Origin of the sequence: Oceanicella actignis (assembly GCF_900111545.1) — a bacterium.
In the GTDB taxonomy this organism is placed as follows: domain Bacteria; phylum Pseudomonadota; class Alphaproteobacteria; order Rhodobacterales; family Rhodobacteraceae; genus Oceanicella; species Oceanicella actignis.
The window spans coordinates 225484-239498 of the sequence record NZ_FOHL01000004.1; the positions used below are offsets into that span (position 1 = coordinate 225484).

Below are 14015 nucleotides of genomic sequence, written 5' to 3' on the forward strand. Positions count from 1 at the left end.
GATCAGGCGGCGTTCTCGCTGTTCGCCGCGAACAGGCCTTCGAGATCCAGCAGCGAGACGAGCCCCGCTTCGGTGTTCACAAGCCCGGAGATGGCCTTCTCGTCGGCGCCGCCGACGCCGGCGGGGACGGGGCGGACGTCGTCGGGGCTTACGGTGATGATGTCGGAGACCGCGTCGACAAGAATTCCGATGGTCTGCTGGCCGATCCATACGATCACGACCACATGCGTATCGGTCGCTTCGGTCAGCGGGCCGCCGAAACGCGCGCGCAGGTCATGCACGGGCACGATGGTGCCGCGCAGGTTGAGCACGCCGCGCGTGTAGGCAGGCTGGTTGGGCAGCATCGTCGCGGGCGTCCATTGCTTGATTTCGCGGACGCTGACGATGTCGACGCCATAGGTGCGGTCGCCGACCATGAAGGTCACATATTGCTTCTGCCCGCTGCGCGGGGCGTCCGCTTCGGGCGCAGCGGCGCTGTCGGTCCTGGTCAATGCACCGTCTCCTGTTGCATGGTTCTGCGGGGAAGGCCCAGGCTTGCCAGCGAGGGCACGTCGAGGATCAGAGCGACCCTGCCATCGCCAAGTATCGTGGCGCCGGAAACGCCGTCGATGCGTTTGAAGTTCGTCTCGAGGCTCTTGAGGACCACGTGACGCTGGCCGATCAGCTCGTCGACGAGCAGCGCCACATGTCCGTCCGTTTCGGTGTCGGCGACGACGGCCATCGTCTCGGGCGCGTCCGCCGGAGGCAGGCCAAGCGTCTTGCGCAGCGAGATCAGCCGCAGATACGCGCCTCGCACGCCGATCATGCGCGAGCCGTCATGCATCTCGCGAACGTCGCAGTCCTCGAGCCTGACCGCCTCGATCACGCTCGAAAGCGGCAGCACGAAGCGTTCGGAGCCCACGCGGATGGTCATGCCGTCGAGCACGGCCAGGGTGAGCGGCAGCGTGATCGTGAATTCGGTTCCCTTGCCCGGCTCGCTGCGCACGGTGCAGCGTCCGCCGAGTGACTGGATCTTCTTTTTCACCACGTCCATGCCGACGCCGCGGCCGGACACCGACGACACCTTCTCGGACGTCGAGAAGCCGGGGTGGAAGATCAAGGCGTCGATTTCCTCGGGGGTCAGGGATTCGCCCGGACCGACCAGACCGCGCTCCATCGCCTTGGCGAGAACGCGGTCCCGGTCGATCCCGCGGCCGTCATCGGTGATCTGGATGATCACTCGTTCGCCCCGGTGTTCGGCCGAAAGGTGAATGACCCCTTCCTCGGGCTTGCCGGCGGCGCGTCGTTCTTCTGCGCTTTCAAGCCCATGATCCATCGAGTTGCGCAGCATGTGCGTGAGGGGCTCGGTAAGCTCCTCGATGACCGTTGTGTCGACCTCGGTGTTCTCGCCCGAGATGACCAGCCGCGCCCTCTTGCCCAAGGTTTCCGACAGGTCGCGGACGATGCGCGGCATCCGGCTGAAAACGCTTTTCACCGGCTGCGCCCGGATCGTCATCACGCTTTCCTGAAGCTCGCGCGTCTGACGATTGAGAGCCTCGAGCGAGTGGCCGGCCTCCAGCGTCATGGCGCCGTCGATTTCGGCCAGCTTCTGAGCCAGGACGGCCTGCGTGATGACGATCTCGCCGACGAGATTGACGAGCTTGTCCACCCGCGCCAGGTCCACCCGCAAGGAGCGCGCGACGCCGCCGCCGCTCTTCTTTGCGGAGGCGGCGGGTTGCGGCGTCGGTTGCTTCCTGGCGGCGGGCTCGGTCGGCGCCGGCGGGTCGGTCGGCGTCTCGCCGTCCAGACGCTCGATGCTGGCCGCATCGGCGCAGACATCGAAGAACGCGTCGATTTCGGCGTCGGGGCGGTCGGTGTCGAAAGTCAGCGTCCAGACGAACGGGCAGGCTTCGAAGCTCAGATCGCTCAGGGGGGGCGCCTCGCCTTCGACCTCTGCGGACATCAGTCCGAGCTCTCGAGCGGCGCGGAAGATCCGCAACGGATCGTGCCCTCGGGCGAAGAAATCAGGGCCGGGGGCGAAGCGGATGCGGATCTCGCGCGAGGCGGCCTCGCCCATCTGGGACGCGGATTCGGCCGCCGGCTCGGGTTCCGGCTGCGGCTTCGGCGCGGCCTCGGCGCCGAGCTGCGCGGCGACCTCTTCCAGTTCCGCCTTGACGCGCGGCACGATCGCCTCCGGTTCGCCGCCGCCCTGGCTGGCGAGCTCGACGAGATGGGCCATCGCGTCTCCGGCGCGGACCAGGATCATGGCGAGGTCCGGCGTGGCTTCCAGCCGCCCCGAGCGGATCCCGTCCATCACGGTCTCGAAGATATGGGCGAAGCCGATCAGGTCGGTGAAGCCGAAGGCGGCGGCCCCTCCCTTGACCGAATGAACCGCCCGGAACGCGGCGTTGATCGTCTCGGGATCCTCGTCGCCGTCGGCGATGCGGTCGAGCTGCTCCTGAAGATCGCCGAGCAGATCCGCGCATTCGGCGAAGAACAGGGCTTCGTAGTCCTCGTCTTCTTCCATGGGCGGCTCCTATCGTTCAGGCGAGGCGCGCGACCAGAGAAAGGATCTCATCGGGATCGAACGGTTTGGCGATCCAGCCCGTCGCCTTGACCTGGCGCGCGCGATCCTTGAGCTCCTGCGCCGTTTCGGTCGTCAGCAGCAGCATGGGCAGGCCGCGTCCCTCGGGCTCTCGGCGGGCGGCCTCGATGAAGTCGAGGCCGTTCATGCGGGGCATGTTGAGGTCGGTGATCACGATGTCCGGCTTGTGGGCGCGCAGCTGCTCGAGCGCCTCGACGCCGTCCGAGGCTTCGATCACGTCGTGCCCGCCGCTGCGCAGGCAGTCCACGAGCATGTTGCGCAGGGCGCGGGTGTCATCGACGGCGAGAACGAGGCTCATTGGCGAAACTCCAGCTTCATCAGGTCCTGAAAGAACCCCAGGTCGGAAAATGCATCGACGAAGGCGGGGCTGGGCTGAGCGACCGCGGTGGTCAGCCCGGCCTTCTCCCGCTCGCGAATCGCGGCGACGAGGACGACGACGCTGGAAGCGGCGATCTCCTCGACGGCGCTGGCGTCGATCGCCAGCTCGGGGTCCGCGGCGCGCGGGCGCAGCTGCGCCAGAAGCTCCTCGGCTTCGGGCAGGCGGGATTTCGGGGGCAGCCGGAGCGGCTCCGGCATCGACGTTTCCTGGCTCATTGCATCGGTCCGCTGACTTCGATCAGTTCGCGCAGCCTTGACTGCAGGACGGGGTCGGGCGGGACGGTCAGCTTCACGGCCTTTCGTCCGTCGGCGGCCCCGAGCCGACCGCGCGCCAGCTGCTTGCCGTCGCTTTCGAAGGCGAGCTCGACATCCTCGCGGCATTTCTCGTCCAAGGGGATGACGACGCCCGGGGCGAGATCCTCGATCTGGCCGACCGTCAGCCGCAGGCGCTTGAGCACGCTGCGCACGCGCACCGGCGCCTGGGCGGCCGCCCGCGCCATGTGCTCGGACCACAGGTCGGCCTTGTCGGGCTCTTCAAGCGCGGCTTCGGGTTGGGCGGACGCCTTGTAGGCGTCGAGGACGGAAAGGGGCAGGACCAGATCGAATTCGCCGCTGCGGGCCGCTTCTCCGATGTCGAGGCTGAGCCGCAGACGCAGAACGTCCGAATGCTCGGGCGCGATTCGCACCATGGTGACGTGCTGCTCGAAATGGCTGAAGGACATCTTGCCCTTCACGCCGGCGCCCAGGTGGAGCTCCAGCGCCGACTCGAAGGCCTCGATCATCGCGACGACGAAGTCCTCGCAGAGCGCCGAATCGATGGCGGTGATCGAGCGCGCTGTGGGAATCGGCGCATCTTCCGGGTCGCCGCCCATGCGCAGATCCACGACGTGGTAGACGAGGTCGCCCGAAAGGTTGACCAGCGCCGAATTCTTCGAGCCGCGCACCGGCAGGATGCCGATCATCGCGGGCACGGCGATTTCCTCGAGCACCTGCTGCATCTTGAGGATTTCGGCCTCCAGAAGGATGCCGCCGACGATGGTGCGCAGCAGGTGGCGCATTCTTTCGTCCAGAAGCTTGGCGAAGTTTTCGCCGATGATCTCGACGCCCTTGACGGGCGCGCGGCCGACGCGGCGGCCGCCAAGCTTCTTTCGGAGCACGCTCTCGGTCTGGGTCATGAATCGCCGTTCTCCAACTGATCGGCGGCCATGTTCCATTGCGGAGCTTGCGAAGTGCTTAACGCGGAAATTTTAGCGTTTGCAAAAGGTTAATGGCGTGGAAGGGGAACAGCTCGGTAACGAATGGGGGGCAGATTGGCGCTCGGGTGAGTGAAATTGCATGGGGAGCATCGCCATGGCCAAACCGGGCGATCAGGGCGTCACGATCATCAAGCGCAAGAAGGCCGGCGGGGGCGACGGGCACCACGGGGGCGCTTGGAAGGTGGCGTATGCGGACTTCGTGACCGCGATGATGGCGTTCTTTCTGCTGATGTGGCTGCTGAACGCGACCACCGAGGACCAGCGCAAGGGGCTGGCCGAATATTTCGACCCGAAGGTGCCCATCGCCAGGATCTCGGGCGGCGGCGCGGGCGTGTTCGCCGGCGACAGCGTGTTCTCTGAGGACGCGCAGGCCAAGAGCGGCACCGGCGCCACCGACCGTCGCCCGTCCGAGGAGAACGCCGCCATGGGCCGCAGCGGGGCCGAGACCCAGCCCGAGCAGAGCGACAAGACCGGCTACGGCATGGCCGAGATGGAAAACCTGTTCATGGGCATGAGCGGGGAAAGCGACGTCGAGGATCCCGATCTGCGCCATGTCCGCACTCAGGTGACGGATGAGGGGCTGATCATCGAGCTGTTCGACGTCGAGGGGCAGCCCCTCTTCGCCGCGGGCTCGGCCGAGCCCTCGCCCAGGATGCGCGCCTTGCTCGAGATGGTCGGGCATGTGGCTTCGAAGGTCGTCAACGACGTCGCCATCGAGGGTCACACCGACGCGACGCCGTTCACTGGCGGCGGCTACGGAAACTGGGAGCTGTCCTCGGATCGCGCCCATGCCGCGCGCAAGATCCTGGTCGACGCCGGCGTCGCGCCCGAACGGATCGCGCGCGTCACCGGCAAGGCCGACCGCGAGCCCGCGGTGAAGGACGATCCCTTCAGCCCGCGCAACCGGCGCATCGTCATCAAGATCCTGCGCAGCGATCTCAAGCGCTGACGTCCCGCCGCGCCCCGCGCCTTCGCCGGCGCGGGGCGCTTTTCGTCGTGGAAAAGAAACGAATGTTCATTTATAAGCCGTGTCAGGGAGGATTGGCATGGCGCGGCGAATCGGCTCGAGCGGAGCGCAGACGGCGGACAGCCTGGCGAAGGCCGCGCTGCGGCTGTTCGCGCGCCATGGCTACGCCGCGGTGTCGATGAGGATGATCGCGCGCGAGGTCGGCGTCCAGCCCGGCGCGCTCTACAACCATGTCGGCTCGAAGCAGGATCTGTTGCGCGACCTGATGATCGGTCACATGACCGAGGCGATGAAGGCCTTTCGCGCGCAGCCCCTTCCCGAAGATCCGGCCGCCGCGCTCGAAGCCTTCACGCGCTTTCACGTCCGCTTTCACATCGACCGCGCCGACGCGGTGTTCATCTCCTACATGGAGCTGCGCAGCCTCGAGCCCGAGAACTTCCGCGCCGTCGAGCGCCTGCGCCAGGAATACGAGGGAATCCTGCGCGGCATTCTCGAGCGCGGCGCGCGGGCCGGGGTCATGCATGCGCCCGATCCGCCGGTCGCCGCGCGGGCGATCATCTCGATGCTGACCGGCGTCACCCACTGGTTCCGCGAAGGCGGGCGCCTGACCGCTCGCCAGATCGAGGACATCTACACCGACATGGTGGCGCGCAGCGTCAGCGCGCGCCCGGCCGCAGACGGGGCGTCCGCGCCCGACGACACGCCCAAAGACACGGAGAGAACCGCATGTTCCACGCAAGCATGAACTTCGCCCTCGGCGAAGAGATCGAGGCGATCCGCCAGGCAACCCACCGCTGGGCGCAGGAGCGCGTCGCGCCGATCGCGCACGAGATCGACCGCAGCAACGAATTTCCGGCGCATCTGTGGAAGGAGATGGGCGATCTGGGCCTGCTCGGCATCACGGTCGAGGAGGAATACGGCGGCCTCGGTCTGGGCTATCTGGCCCATGCCGTGGCGGTCGAGGAGGTGGCCCGCGCCTCGGCCTCGGTGGCGTTGAGCTACGGCGCGCATTCGAACCTTTGCGTCAACCAGATCCGCCTCAACGGCACGCCCGAGCAGAAGCGCAAGTATCTGCCCAAGCTGATCTCGGGCGAGCATGTGGGCGCGCTGGCCATGTCCGAGGCGGGCGCGGGCTCGGACGTGGTGTCGATGAAGCTGCGGGCCGAAAAGCGCAACGACCGCTACGTGCTCAACGGCTCGAAATACTGGATCACCAACGGCCCCGACGCCGACACGCTGGTCGTCTACGCCAAGACCGACCCCGAGGCCGGGCCGCGCGGCATCACCGCCTTCATCATCGAGCGCGGCATGAAGGGCTTCTCGACCTCGCCCCATTTCGACAAGCTGGGGATGCGCGGCTCGAACACCGGAGAGCTGATCTTCGAGGATTGCGAGGTGCCCTTCGAAAACGTCCTCGGGCGCGAGAACGAGGGCGTCAAGGTGCTCATGTCCGGCCTCGATTATGAGCGCGTCGTACTGTCGGGCATCGGGGTCGGGCTGCTCAACGCCATGCTCGACCACGTCATGCCCTACATGCACGAGCGCAAGCAGTTCGGCCGCCCGATCGGCGAATTCCAGCTGATGCAGGCCAAGATCGCCGACATGTACACCGCCATGAACACCGCGCGCGCCTATCTTTACGCCGTCGCCGCCAGCTGCGACCGCGGCGAGGTCACGCGCCAGGACGCGGCGGCCTGCGTGCTCTACTGTTCCGAGGCCGCGATGCAGCAGGCGGTGCAGGCGGTGCAGGCCTTCGGCGGCGCCGGCTATCTGAACGACAGCCCCGTCAGCCGCATCTTCCGCGACGCCAAGCTGATGGAGATCGGCGCCGGCACGTCGGAAATCCGCCGCATGCTGTGCGGGCGCGAGCTGATGAAGGTCACCGCGCCGTAAGGCGGGGCCGTCCGGCGGGCGCGGGCCCAAGATCGCCCCGCCCCGCCGCCATGCGCAAACCGGGCCGCGCCCGGCCCCGAGCAGGAGAACGAGGCGCTCATGACCGTTCTGAAATCGAACTTCGCCGCCGGTTCCGAGCAGGCGCGCGCCAACCGCGCCGCGCATCTGGAGGCGCTCGAGCAGATCCGCGCCGCGGCCGAGGCCGCGCGCGCCGGCGGCGGTCCCGAGGCGCTGGCGCGCCATGTGGCGCGCGGCAAGCTGCCCCCGCGCGAGCGGGTCGAGGCGCTGCTCGATCCCGGCGCGCCGTTCCTCGAGATCGGCGCCCTGGCCGCGCACGGGATGTATGACGGCGCGGCGCCCGGCGCGGGCGTCATCGCCGGCGTCGGCCGCGTCGAGGGGCGCGAGGTCATGGTCGTGTGCAACGACGCCACGGTCAAGGGCGGCACCTACTTCCCCATGACCGTCAAGAAGCACCTGCGCGCGCAGGAGATCGCCGAGCAATGCGGCCTGCCCTGCATCTACCTGGTGGACAGCGGCGGCGCCAACCTGCCCCAGCAGGACGAGGTGTTCCCCGACCGCGACCATTTCGGGCGCATCTTCTTCAACCAGGCGAACATGTCGGCCAAGGGAATCCCGCAGATCGCGGTGGTCATGGGCTCGTGCACCGCGGGCGGCGCCTATGTGCCGGCGATGTCGGACGTGACGATCATCGTCAAGGAGCAGGGCACGATCTTTCTGGCCGGTCCGCCGCTGGTCAAGGCCGCCACCGGCGAGGTGGTCACCGCCGAGGAGCTGGGCGGCGGCGACGTGCACACGCGCCTGTCCGGCGTCGCCGACTACCTGGCCGAGGACGACCGCCACGCCCTGGCGCTGGCCCGGCAGGCGGTGCGCAACCTCAACCGCCCCAAGCCCGCCACGGTCGAGCTGCGCGCCGCCGAGCCGCCGGCCTACGACCCGGACGAGATCCTGGGCGTCGTGCCCGCCGACCTCAAGACTCCCTACGACATCCGCGAGGTGATCGCGCGCGTGGTCGACGGCTCGCGGCTGGACGAGTTCAAGGCCCGCTTCGGCACGACCATCGTGTGCGGCTTCGCCCATGTCGAGGGCATGCCCTGCGGCATCATCGCGAACAACGGCATCCTCTACTCGGAAAGCGCCGCCAAGGCCGCCCATTTCGTCGAGCTGTGCTCGCAGCGCAAGATCCCGCTGATCTTCCTGCAGAACATCACCGGCTTCATGGTCGGGCGAAAATACGAGGCCGAAGGCATCGCCCGCCACGGCGCCAAGATGGTCACCGCCGTGGCGACGACGCAGGTTCCCAAGATCACGATGCTGGTCGGCGGCAGCTTCGGCGCGGGCAATTACGGCATGTGCGGGCGCGCCTACTCGCCGCGCTTCCTGTGGAGCTGGCCGAACTCGCGCATCTCGGTCATGGGCGGCGAGCAGGCGGCCGGCGTGCTGGCCACGGTCCGGCGCGACGGCATCGAGCGCAAGGGCGGAACCTGGTCGCCCGAAGAGGAAGAGGCCTTCAAGCGTCCGATCATCGAGCAGTTCGAGCGCCAGGGCCACCCGCTCTACGCCTCGGCGCGGCTGTGGGACGACGGCGTGGTGGACCCGCGCCGGACGCGCAAGGTGCTGGCGCTGTCGCTGTCCGCGGCGCTGAACGCGCCCATTCCCGAGACGCGCTTCGGCGTGTTCCGCATGTGATGGCGGGCGCGGCGCGCGATCGCGGGGGCCGGCCGCCGCCTTGCGCGCCGCGCCGGGGCGCGCCCCCGGCGGTTTCGGCGCGCCGGCGCGGCCGACATGACCGGCAGGCGCGCCAGCCCGCGCATCGAGCGGCGCGCGGGGCGCGCAGCGCCCGCAACACGACAAGGACGAAAGGACGCCGACCATGTTCCGCAAGATCCTGATCGCCAACCGGGGCGAGATCGCCGTGCGCATCGCCCGCACCGCCCGCCGCATGGGCGTCAAGACCGTGGCCGTCCATTCGGACGTCGACGCGAACGCGCCGCATGTCGCCGCCTGCGACGAGGCCGCGCTCATCGGCCCGGCGCCGGCCGCCGAAAGCTACCTGCGCGGCGACCGCATCATCGCGGCCGCGCTGGCCGCGGGGGCCGAGGCCATCCACCCCGGCTACGGCTTCCTGTCCGAGAACCCCGACTTCGTCGAGGCGGTCGAGGCCGCCGGCCTGACCTTCATCGGCCCGCCCGCCGCGGCGATCCGCGCCATGGGGCTCAAGGACGCGGCCAAGGCCGCGATGGAAAAGGCCGGCGTGCCCGTCGTGCCCGGCTATCACGGCGCCGAGCAGGACCCCGCCTTCCTCAAGGCCCGCGCCGACGAGATCGGCTACCCCGTGCTCATCAAGGCGCGCGCGGGCGGCGGCGGCAAGGGCATGCGCAAGGTCGACCGGCCCGAGGATTTCCTGCCCGCGCTCGAAGCCGCGCAGGGCGAGGGACGCGCCAGCTTCGGCGACGGCGCCTGCCTGATCGAGAAGTGGATCGTCGCGCCGCGGCATGTCGAGATCCAGGTCTTCGGCGACTCGCATGGCGGCGCGGTGCACCTGTTCGAGCGCGACTGCTCGCTTCAGCGCCGCCATCAGAAGGTGATCGAAGAGGCCCCCGCCCCCGGCATGACCGAAGAGATGCGCCGCGCCATGGGCGACGCGGCGGTGCGCGCGGCCCGGGCCATCGGTTATGCGGGCGCCGGCACGGTCGAGTTCATCGTCGACGCGTCCGAAGGCCTGCGCCCCGACCGCTTCTATTTCATGGAAATGAACACCCGCCTTCAGGTCGAGCACCCCGTCACCGAGGCCGTCGCCGGGCTTGACCTGGTCGAATGGCAGCTGCGCGTGGCGGCGGGCGAGCCCCTGCCCCTGCGGCAGGAGGATCTGCGCATCGACGGCTGGGCCTTCGAGGCGCGCCTCTATGCCGAGGACCCGGCCCGCGGCTTCATGCCCGCCACCGGCCGCCTGCGCCGCCTGCGCCTGCCCGAGGATCGCGCGCGCATCGACGCCGGCGTGCGCGAGGGCGACGAGATCACCCCCCATTACGACCCGATGATCGCCAAGGTGATCGTCCATGGCCGCGACCGCGAAGAGGCGCGCCTGCGCCTGATCGACGCGCTCGAGGCGGCCGAGATCGCCGGCTCGACCACCAACCTGGCCTTCCTGGCGCGGCTGGCCGCCGATCCCGATTTCGCCGCCGGGCGCGTGGACACGGGATTGATCGATCGCAAGCTTGCGCAGCTGTCCGCGCCGCCCGAGATGCGCCCCGAGACGCCCGCCCTCGCGGCCATCGCCGCGCTCGGGCTGCACGAGGCCGCGCCCGCGCCGGCCTTCGACGATCGTTCGGGCTGGCGCTTGTGGGGCGCCGAAACGCGCGAGGTCGCGCTGATCGGCCCCGACGGCGCCGCCCGCGCCGTGCGCCTTCAGGCGCTGGCGCCGGACCGCTTTGCCGCCGAAGGGCGCGAGATCGCGCTCTCGCGCCATGACGGGCGGCTGCGCGCGTCGGTCGACGGCGGTCCCGCCCGGCCCGTGACCCTGATGCGCTGGAGCGACGCGCAGGGCGTCGTCGCGGCGGTCATCGACGGCCCCGCGACCACGCAATGGCGCCTGCCCGACCCGCTCGAGTCCGCGGACGACGTCGCCGCGGGCGGCGACGCGGCGGCCGCGCCCATGCCCGGCCTGGTCAAGGCGGTGTTCGTCGCCCCCGGCGACGCGGTCAAGGCGGGCGACGCGCTGATCGTCATGGAGGCGATGAAGATGGAGCATCGCCTGACCGCGCCGCGCGACGGCGTGGTGGCGAGCGTGGCCTGCGCGCCCGGCGCGCAGGTGGCCGAGGGCGCCGTGCTTCTGACGCTGGAGCCCGAGGAATGAGCGCCGCGCCCCGCATCCGCATCTTCGAGATGGGCCCGCGCGACGGGCTCCAGAACGAAAGCCGCCTGATCCCGACGGCCGACAAGATCCGGCTGATCGACATGCTGTCCGACTGCGGCTTCGACAAGATCGAGGCGACCAGCTTCGTCTCGCCGCGCTGGGTGCCGCAGATGGCCGACGCCGCCCAGGTGATGGCCGGCATCCGCCGCAAGCCGGGGGTGCGCTACGCGGTCCTGACGCCCAATCTCAAGGGCTACGAGGCCGCCCGCGCCGCCCGCGCCGACGAGGTGGCCGTGTTCGCCTCGGCCTCCGAGGGCTTCAGCCGCAAGAACATCAACTGCTCGATCGAGGAAAGCCTCGAGCGCTTCCGCCCCGTGCTCGAGGCGGCCGCCGCCGACGGCGTGCCCGTGCGCGGCTATGTCAGCTGCGTCGTCGCCTGTCCCTATGACGGCCCGACCCCGCCCGAGCAGGTCGCCCGCGTCGCCGCCGCGCTGATCGACATGGGCTGCTACGAGGTCAGCCTGGGCGACACCATCGGCGCGGGCGCGCCCGAAACCGTCGCGCCGATGCTCGACGCCGTGCTGGCCCGCGTGCCGGCCGGGCGCCTGGCCGGCCACTTCCACGACACGGGGGGCCGCGCGCTCGAGAACGTCGCGCTGAGCGTCGAGAAGGGCCTGCGCACCTTCGACGCCTCGGTCGGCGGGCTTGGCGGGTGTCCCTACGCCCCCGGCGCCAGGGGCAACGTCGCCACCGAAGAGGTGGCGCGCCTTCTGGCCCGGATGGGCTGGGAGACCGGCCTCGACCTGTCGCGTCTCGACGCCGCCGCCGCCTTCGCCCGCAGCCTGAGGAGCTCCGCCGATGCCTGAGACCATCGCCATCGACGTCGACGCCCGCGGCGTCGCCACGCTGACCCTTTCGCGCCCGGACAAGCACAACGCCCTGTCCGCCGCCATGATCGCCGAGCTGACCGAGGCCGCCGCCGCGCTGGGCGCCGACCCGGCCGTGCGCGCGGTGGTGCTGACGGGGGCGGGCGAAAGCTTTTGCGCCGGGGGCGATCTGGCCTGGATGCGCCAGCAATTCGCCGCCACGCGCCAGCAGCGCATCGCCGAGGCGATGCGGCTTGCGCGCATGCTCAAGGCGCTCAACGAACTGCCCAAGCCCCTGATCGGCCGCGTCAACGGGCAGGCCTTCGGCGGCGGCATCGGCATGATGGCGGTGTGCGACGTGTGCGTGGCGGCGCGCGGCGCGCGCTTCGGGCTGACCGAGGCGCGGCTGGGGCTGATCCCGGCCACCATCTCGCCCTATGTGATCGCCCGCATGACCGAGGGCATGGCCCGCCGGGTGTTCATGTCGGCCCGCCTGTTCGACGCCGACGAGGCGCGCGAGCTGGGCCTGGTCGCGCGCGTCGTCGAGCCGGACGAGCTTGACGACGCCGTCGCGCGCGAGGTGAAGCCCTATCTCTCGGCCGCGCCGGGGGCCGTGGCGCGCTGCAAGGCGCTGGCGCGGGCGCTGGGGCCGACGATCGACGACGCGGTGATCGCCATGACGGCCGAGCGCCTGGCCGACGCCTGGGAGGATCCCGAGGCGCATGAGGGCGTCTCGGCCTTCTTCGAAAGGCGCCCTCCGCGCTGGGCGGCCAAGGGCGGTCAGGGGTCCTGATGCGCCGCCCGTCAGGTCTGCGCAAGGCGGCCGGGCGCGGCGCGCGAAGCGAGGGCGCATGAGGGACCGGCGCGAAGCCGAGGCCGCGGCGCGGGACCTTGCGGCGATGCTGCGCGTCTGGGACGATGAGGCCGCCGGCCGCAGCCTCGCCCCCGCGCGCCTGTCGGGAACCCTGGCGCCGATGCTGGCGATGGCCGAGCGAAACCGCGTCGGCTGGGCCGCGTGCCGCGGCGTGGCGCTGGCGGTCCCGGCCATGGCGCCGCTGCTGGCTCCGGCGCAGGCGGCGCGCGAGGCGCATGCGCGGCTGGTCTTCGCGCAGCTGGCCGAGGCGGGCGCGGCGCTGGCGCGCGCGGGGGTGCGGGCGACGGCGCTCAAGGGCGCGGCGTTCCTGGCCGCCGGCGGCGCCCCGGCGCCGTGGCGCGAGATGGTCGATCTGGATCTGCTCGTGGCGCCGCGCGACCTTGCCGCCGCGGTCCGGGCGCTGCGGGCCGCAGGCTGGCGCGCCGACGAGGCCGCCTTCGTTTCGGGCGGCGACTACCATTTTCCGGCGATGTTCCCCGAATCGGGGCTGGGCGCGACCATCGAGCTGCATGTGCGCCTTGGCTGGGATGCGGGCGCGCTGCTCGACCCGGCCGCGGTGGCGGCGCGGGCCTCCGCCTCGGCGCTCGAGGGGCTGGCCACGCCCGCGCCCGAGGATCGGCTGGCGCATCTGGTGCGTCACGCGATGATCGCCGATCGGGGCCTTGCGCGCGGGGCGCTGCCGCTGCGCGGCGCGCTGGACTGGCGGCGGCTGAACGGCGCGGCGCATGCCCAGGCGCTGGCGACGCGGTTCGAGGCGGCGGGACAGGGCGCCTCGCTTCGCGCCTGGCAGGCGGCGATGGCGCTGATCTGGGACGAGCCCGCGCCCCCGGACCGCGCCGCCCGCGCATGGGCGCGCCGCGCGCTCGATTCCCTGGCCGACCCCGAGGCCGCCGCCCGCCGCGCCGCCCGCGACGCCATGGGCGCGCCGCTGCGCGCGCTGGCTTCGCCCGAGCGCCGCGCGCATCTGCTGCGCGCGCTGACCAACCCGGCGCGCGTCGCCCGCTTCGTGCGCGGCCTGCGCCGGCGTCCCGAGGATTGACCCCGAGGGCCGACCCCGGGGACTGACCCTGGGACCGACCCCGAGGCCTGGCGCCAGGGACCGCCGGCGAGGATTGCCGGCGCCGGGCCGCGGCGCCGCCGGCTTGCCCAGCGCCCCCGTCGCCCCCAGAGCGCCCGCCTGGCCGCCGGCCGAATCGCGCTGCGCCCCGCCCCCGAGCATCTCGACGCGGCGCCGCGCGGCGATGCCAGGCCGCTGCGCGCGCGGGGCGGCGCGGGGGCGGGGTCTGGCCGGCCGGCGCGACGTGCAGGCGCGCCCAGGCTCCG

General features: G+C 71.0%; 13 protein-coding genes. 8 read left to right on the top strand and 5 right to left on the bottom strand.

Annotated elements, in window-relative coordinates; translation table 11 throughout:
- Positions 1–2: 2 nt before the first annotated feature.
- Genes BMW67_RS16015 through BMW67_RS08760 form a run of 5 tightly spaced genes read right to left on the bottom strand, consistent with a single transcriptional unit; the run spans position 3 to position 4137 of the window.
- Positions 3–491 (bottom strand): chemotaxis protein CheW, encoded by a 489-nt coding sequence (locus BMW67_RS16015; protein ID WP_245728493.1) that lies wholly within the window; start codon positions 489–491, stop codon positions 3–5.
- Positions 488–2506: a chemotaxis protein CheA gene (locus tag BMW67_RS08745; RefSeq protein WP_072747146.1), complete on the bottom strand. Its 2019-nt coding sequence runs from the start codon at positions 2504–2506 to the stop codon at positions 488–490. The genes BMW67_RS16015 and BMW67_RS08745 overlap by 4 nt, the downstream gene beginning before the upstream one ends.
- A gap of 16 nt (positions 2507–2522) precedes the next feature.
- On the bottom strand, positions 2523–2882 hold the full coding sequence (locus BMW67_RS08750; protein WP_072747147.1) for a response regulator: 360 nt from the start codon (positions 2880–2882) through the stop codon (positions 2523–2525).
- A complete protein-coding gene (locus tag BMW67_RS15710; protein WP_072747148.1) occupies positions 2879–3160 on the bottom strand; it encodes an STAS domain-containing protein in 282 nt (93 codons plus the stop codon). The genes BMW67_RS08750 and BMW67_RS15710 overlap by 4 nt, the downstream gene beginning before the upstream one ends.
- 14 nt (positions 3161–3174) lie before the next feature.
- On the bottom strand, positions 3175–4137 hold the full coding sequence (locus BMW67_RS08760; protein ID WP_072747149.1) for a FliM/FliN family flagellar motor switch protein: 963 nt from the start codon (positions 4135–4137) through the stop codon (positions 3175–3177).
- A gap of 175 nt (positions 4138–4312) precedes the next feature.
- On the opposite strand from BMW67_RS08760, the gene BMW67_RS08765 reads away from it, so the two are divergent.
- From BMW67_RS08765 to BMW67_RS08800, 8 genes are all read left to right on the top strand, one after another.
- Positions 4313–5167 (top strand): flagellar motor protein MotB, encoded by an 855-nt coding sequence (locus BMW67_RS08765; protein WP_072747216.1) that lies wholly within the window; start codon positions 4313–4315, stop codon positions 5165–5167.
- Between the two features lie 97 nt (positions 5168–5264).
- The gene (locus BMW67_RS08770; protein WP_072747150.1) at positions 5265–5930 is read left to right on the top strand and encodes a TetR/AcrR family transcriptional regulator; all 666 of its coding nucleotides are present in this window, start codon (positions 5265–5267) and stop codon (positions 5928–5930) included.
- The gene (locus BMW67_RS08775; protein WP_072747151.1) at positions 5912–7078 is read left to right on the top strand and encodes an isovaleryl-CoA dehydrogenase; all 1167 of its coding nucleotides are present in this window, start codon (positions 5912–5914) and stop codon (positions 7076–7078) included. The genes BMW67_RS08770 and BMW67_RS08775 overlap by 19 nt, the downstream gene beginning before the upstream one ends.
- Positions 7079–7177: 99 nt before the next feature.
- Entirely contained in the window at positions 7178–8785 is a 1608-nt protein-coding gene (locus tag BMW67_RS08780; RefSeq protein ID WP_072747152.1) for a carboxyl transferase domain-containing protein, read from the top strand.
- Positions 8786–8969: 184 nt separating this feature from the next.
- Positions 8970–10952 carry an acetyl/propionyl/methylcrotonyl-CoA carboxylase subunit alpha gene (locus BMW67_RS08785; RefSeq protein ID WP_072747153.1) on the top strand — a complete coding sequence of 661 codons (1983 nt, stop codon included), beginning with the start codon at positions 8970–8972 and terminating at the stop codon, positions 10950–10952.
- Complete coding sequence (locus BMW67_RS08790) at positions 10949–11818, top strand: hydroxymethylglutaryl-CoA lyase (protein ID WP_072747154.1); 870 nt, start codon at positions 10949–10951, stop codon at positions 11816–11818. Before BMW67_RS08785 ends, BMW67_RS08790 begins: the two co-directional genes overlap by 4 nt.
- Positions 11811–12611 (top strand): crotonase/enoyl-CoA hydratase family protein, encoded by an 801-nt coding sequence (locus tag BMW67_RS08795; RefSeq protein ID WP_072747155.1) that lies wholly within the window; start codon positions 11811–11813, stop codon positions 12609–12611. Before BMW67_RS08790 ends, BMW67_RS08795 begins: the two co-directional genes overlap by 8 nt.
- Positions 12612–12669: 58 nt before the next feature.
- A complete protein-coding gene (locus tag BMW67_RS08800; protein WP_072747156.1) occupies positions 12670–13731 on the top strand; it encodes a nucleotidyltransferase family protein in 1062 nt (353 codons plus the stop codon).
- The last annotated feature ends 284 nt before the right edge of the window (positions 13732–14015 follow it).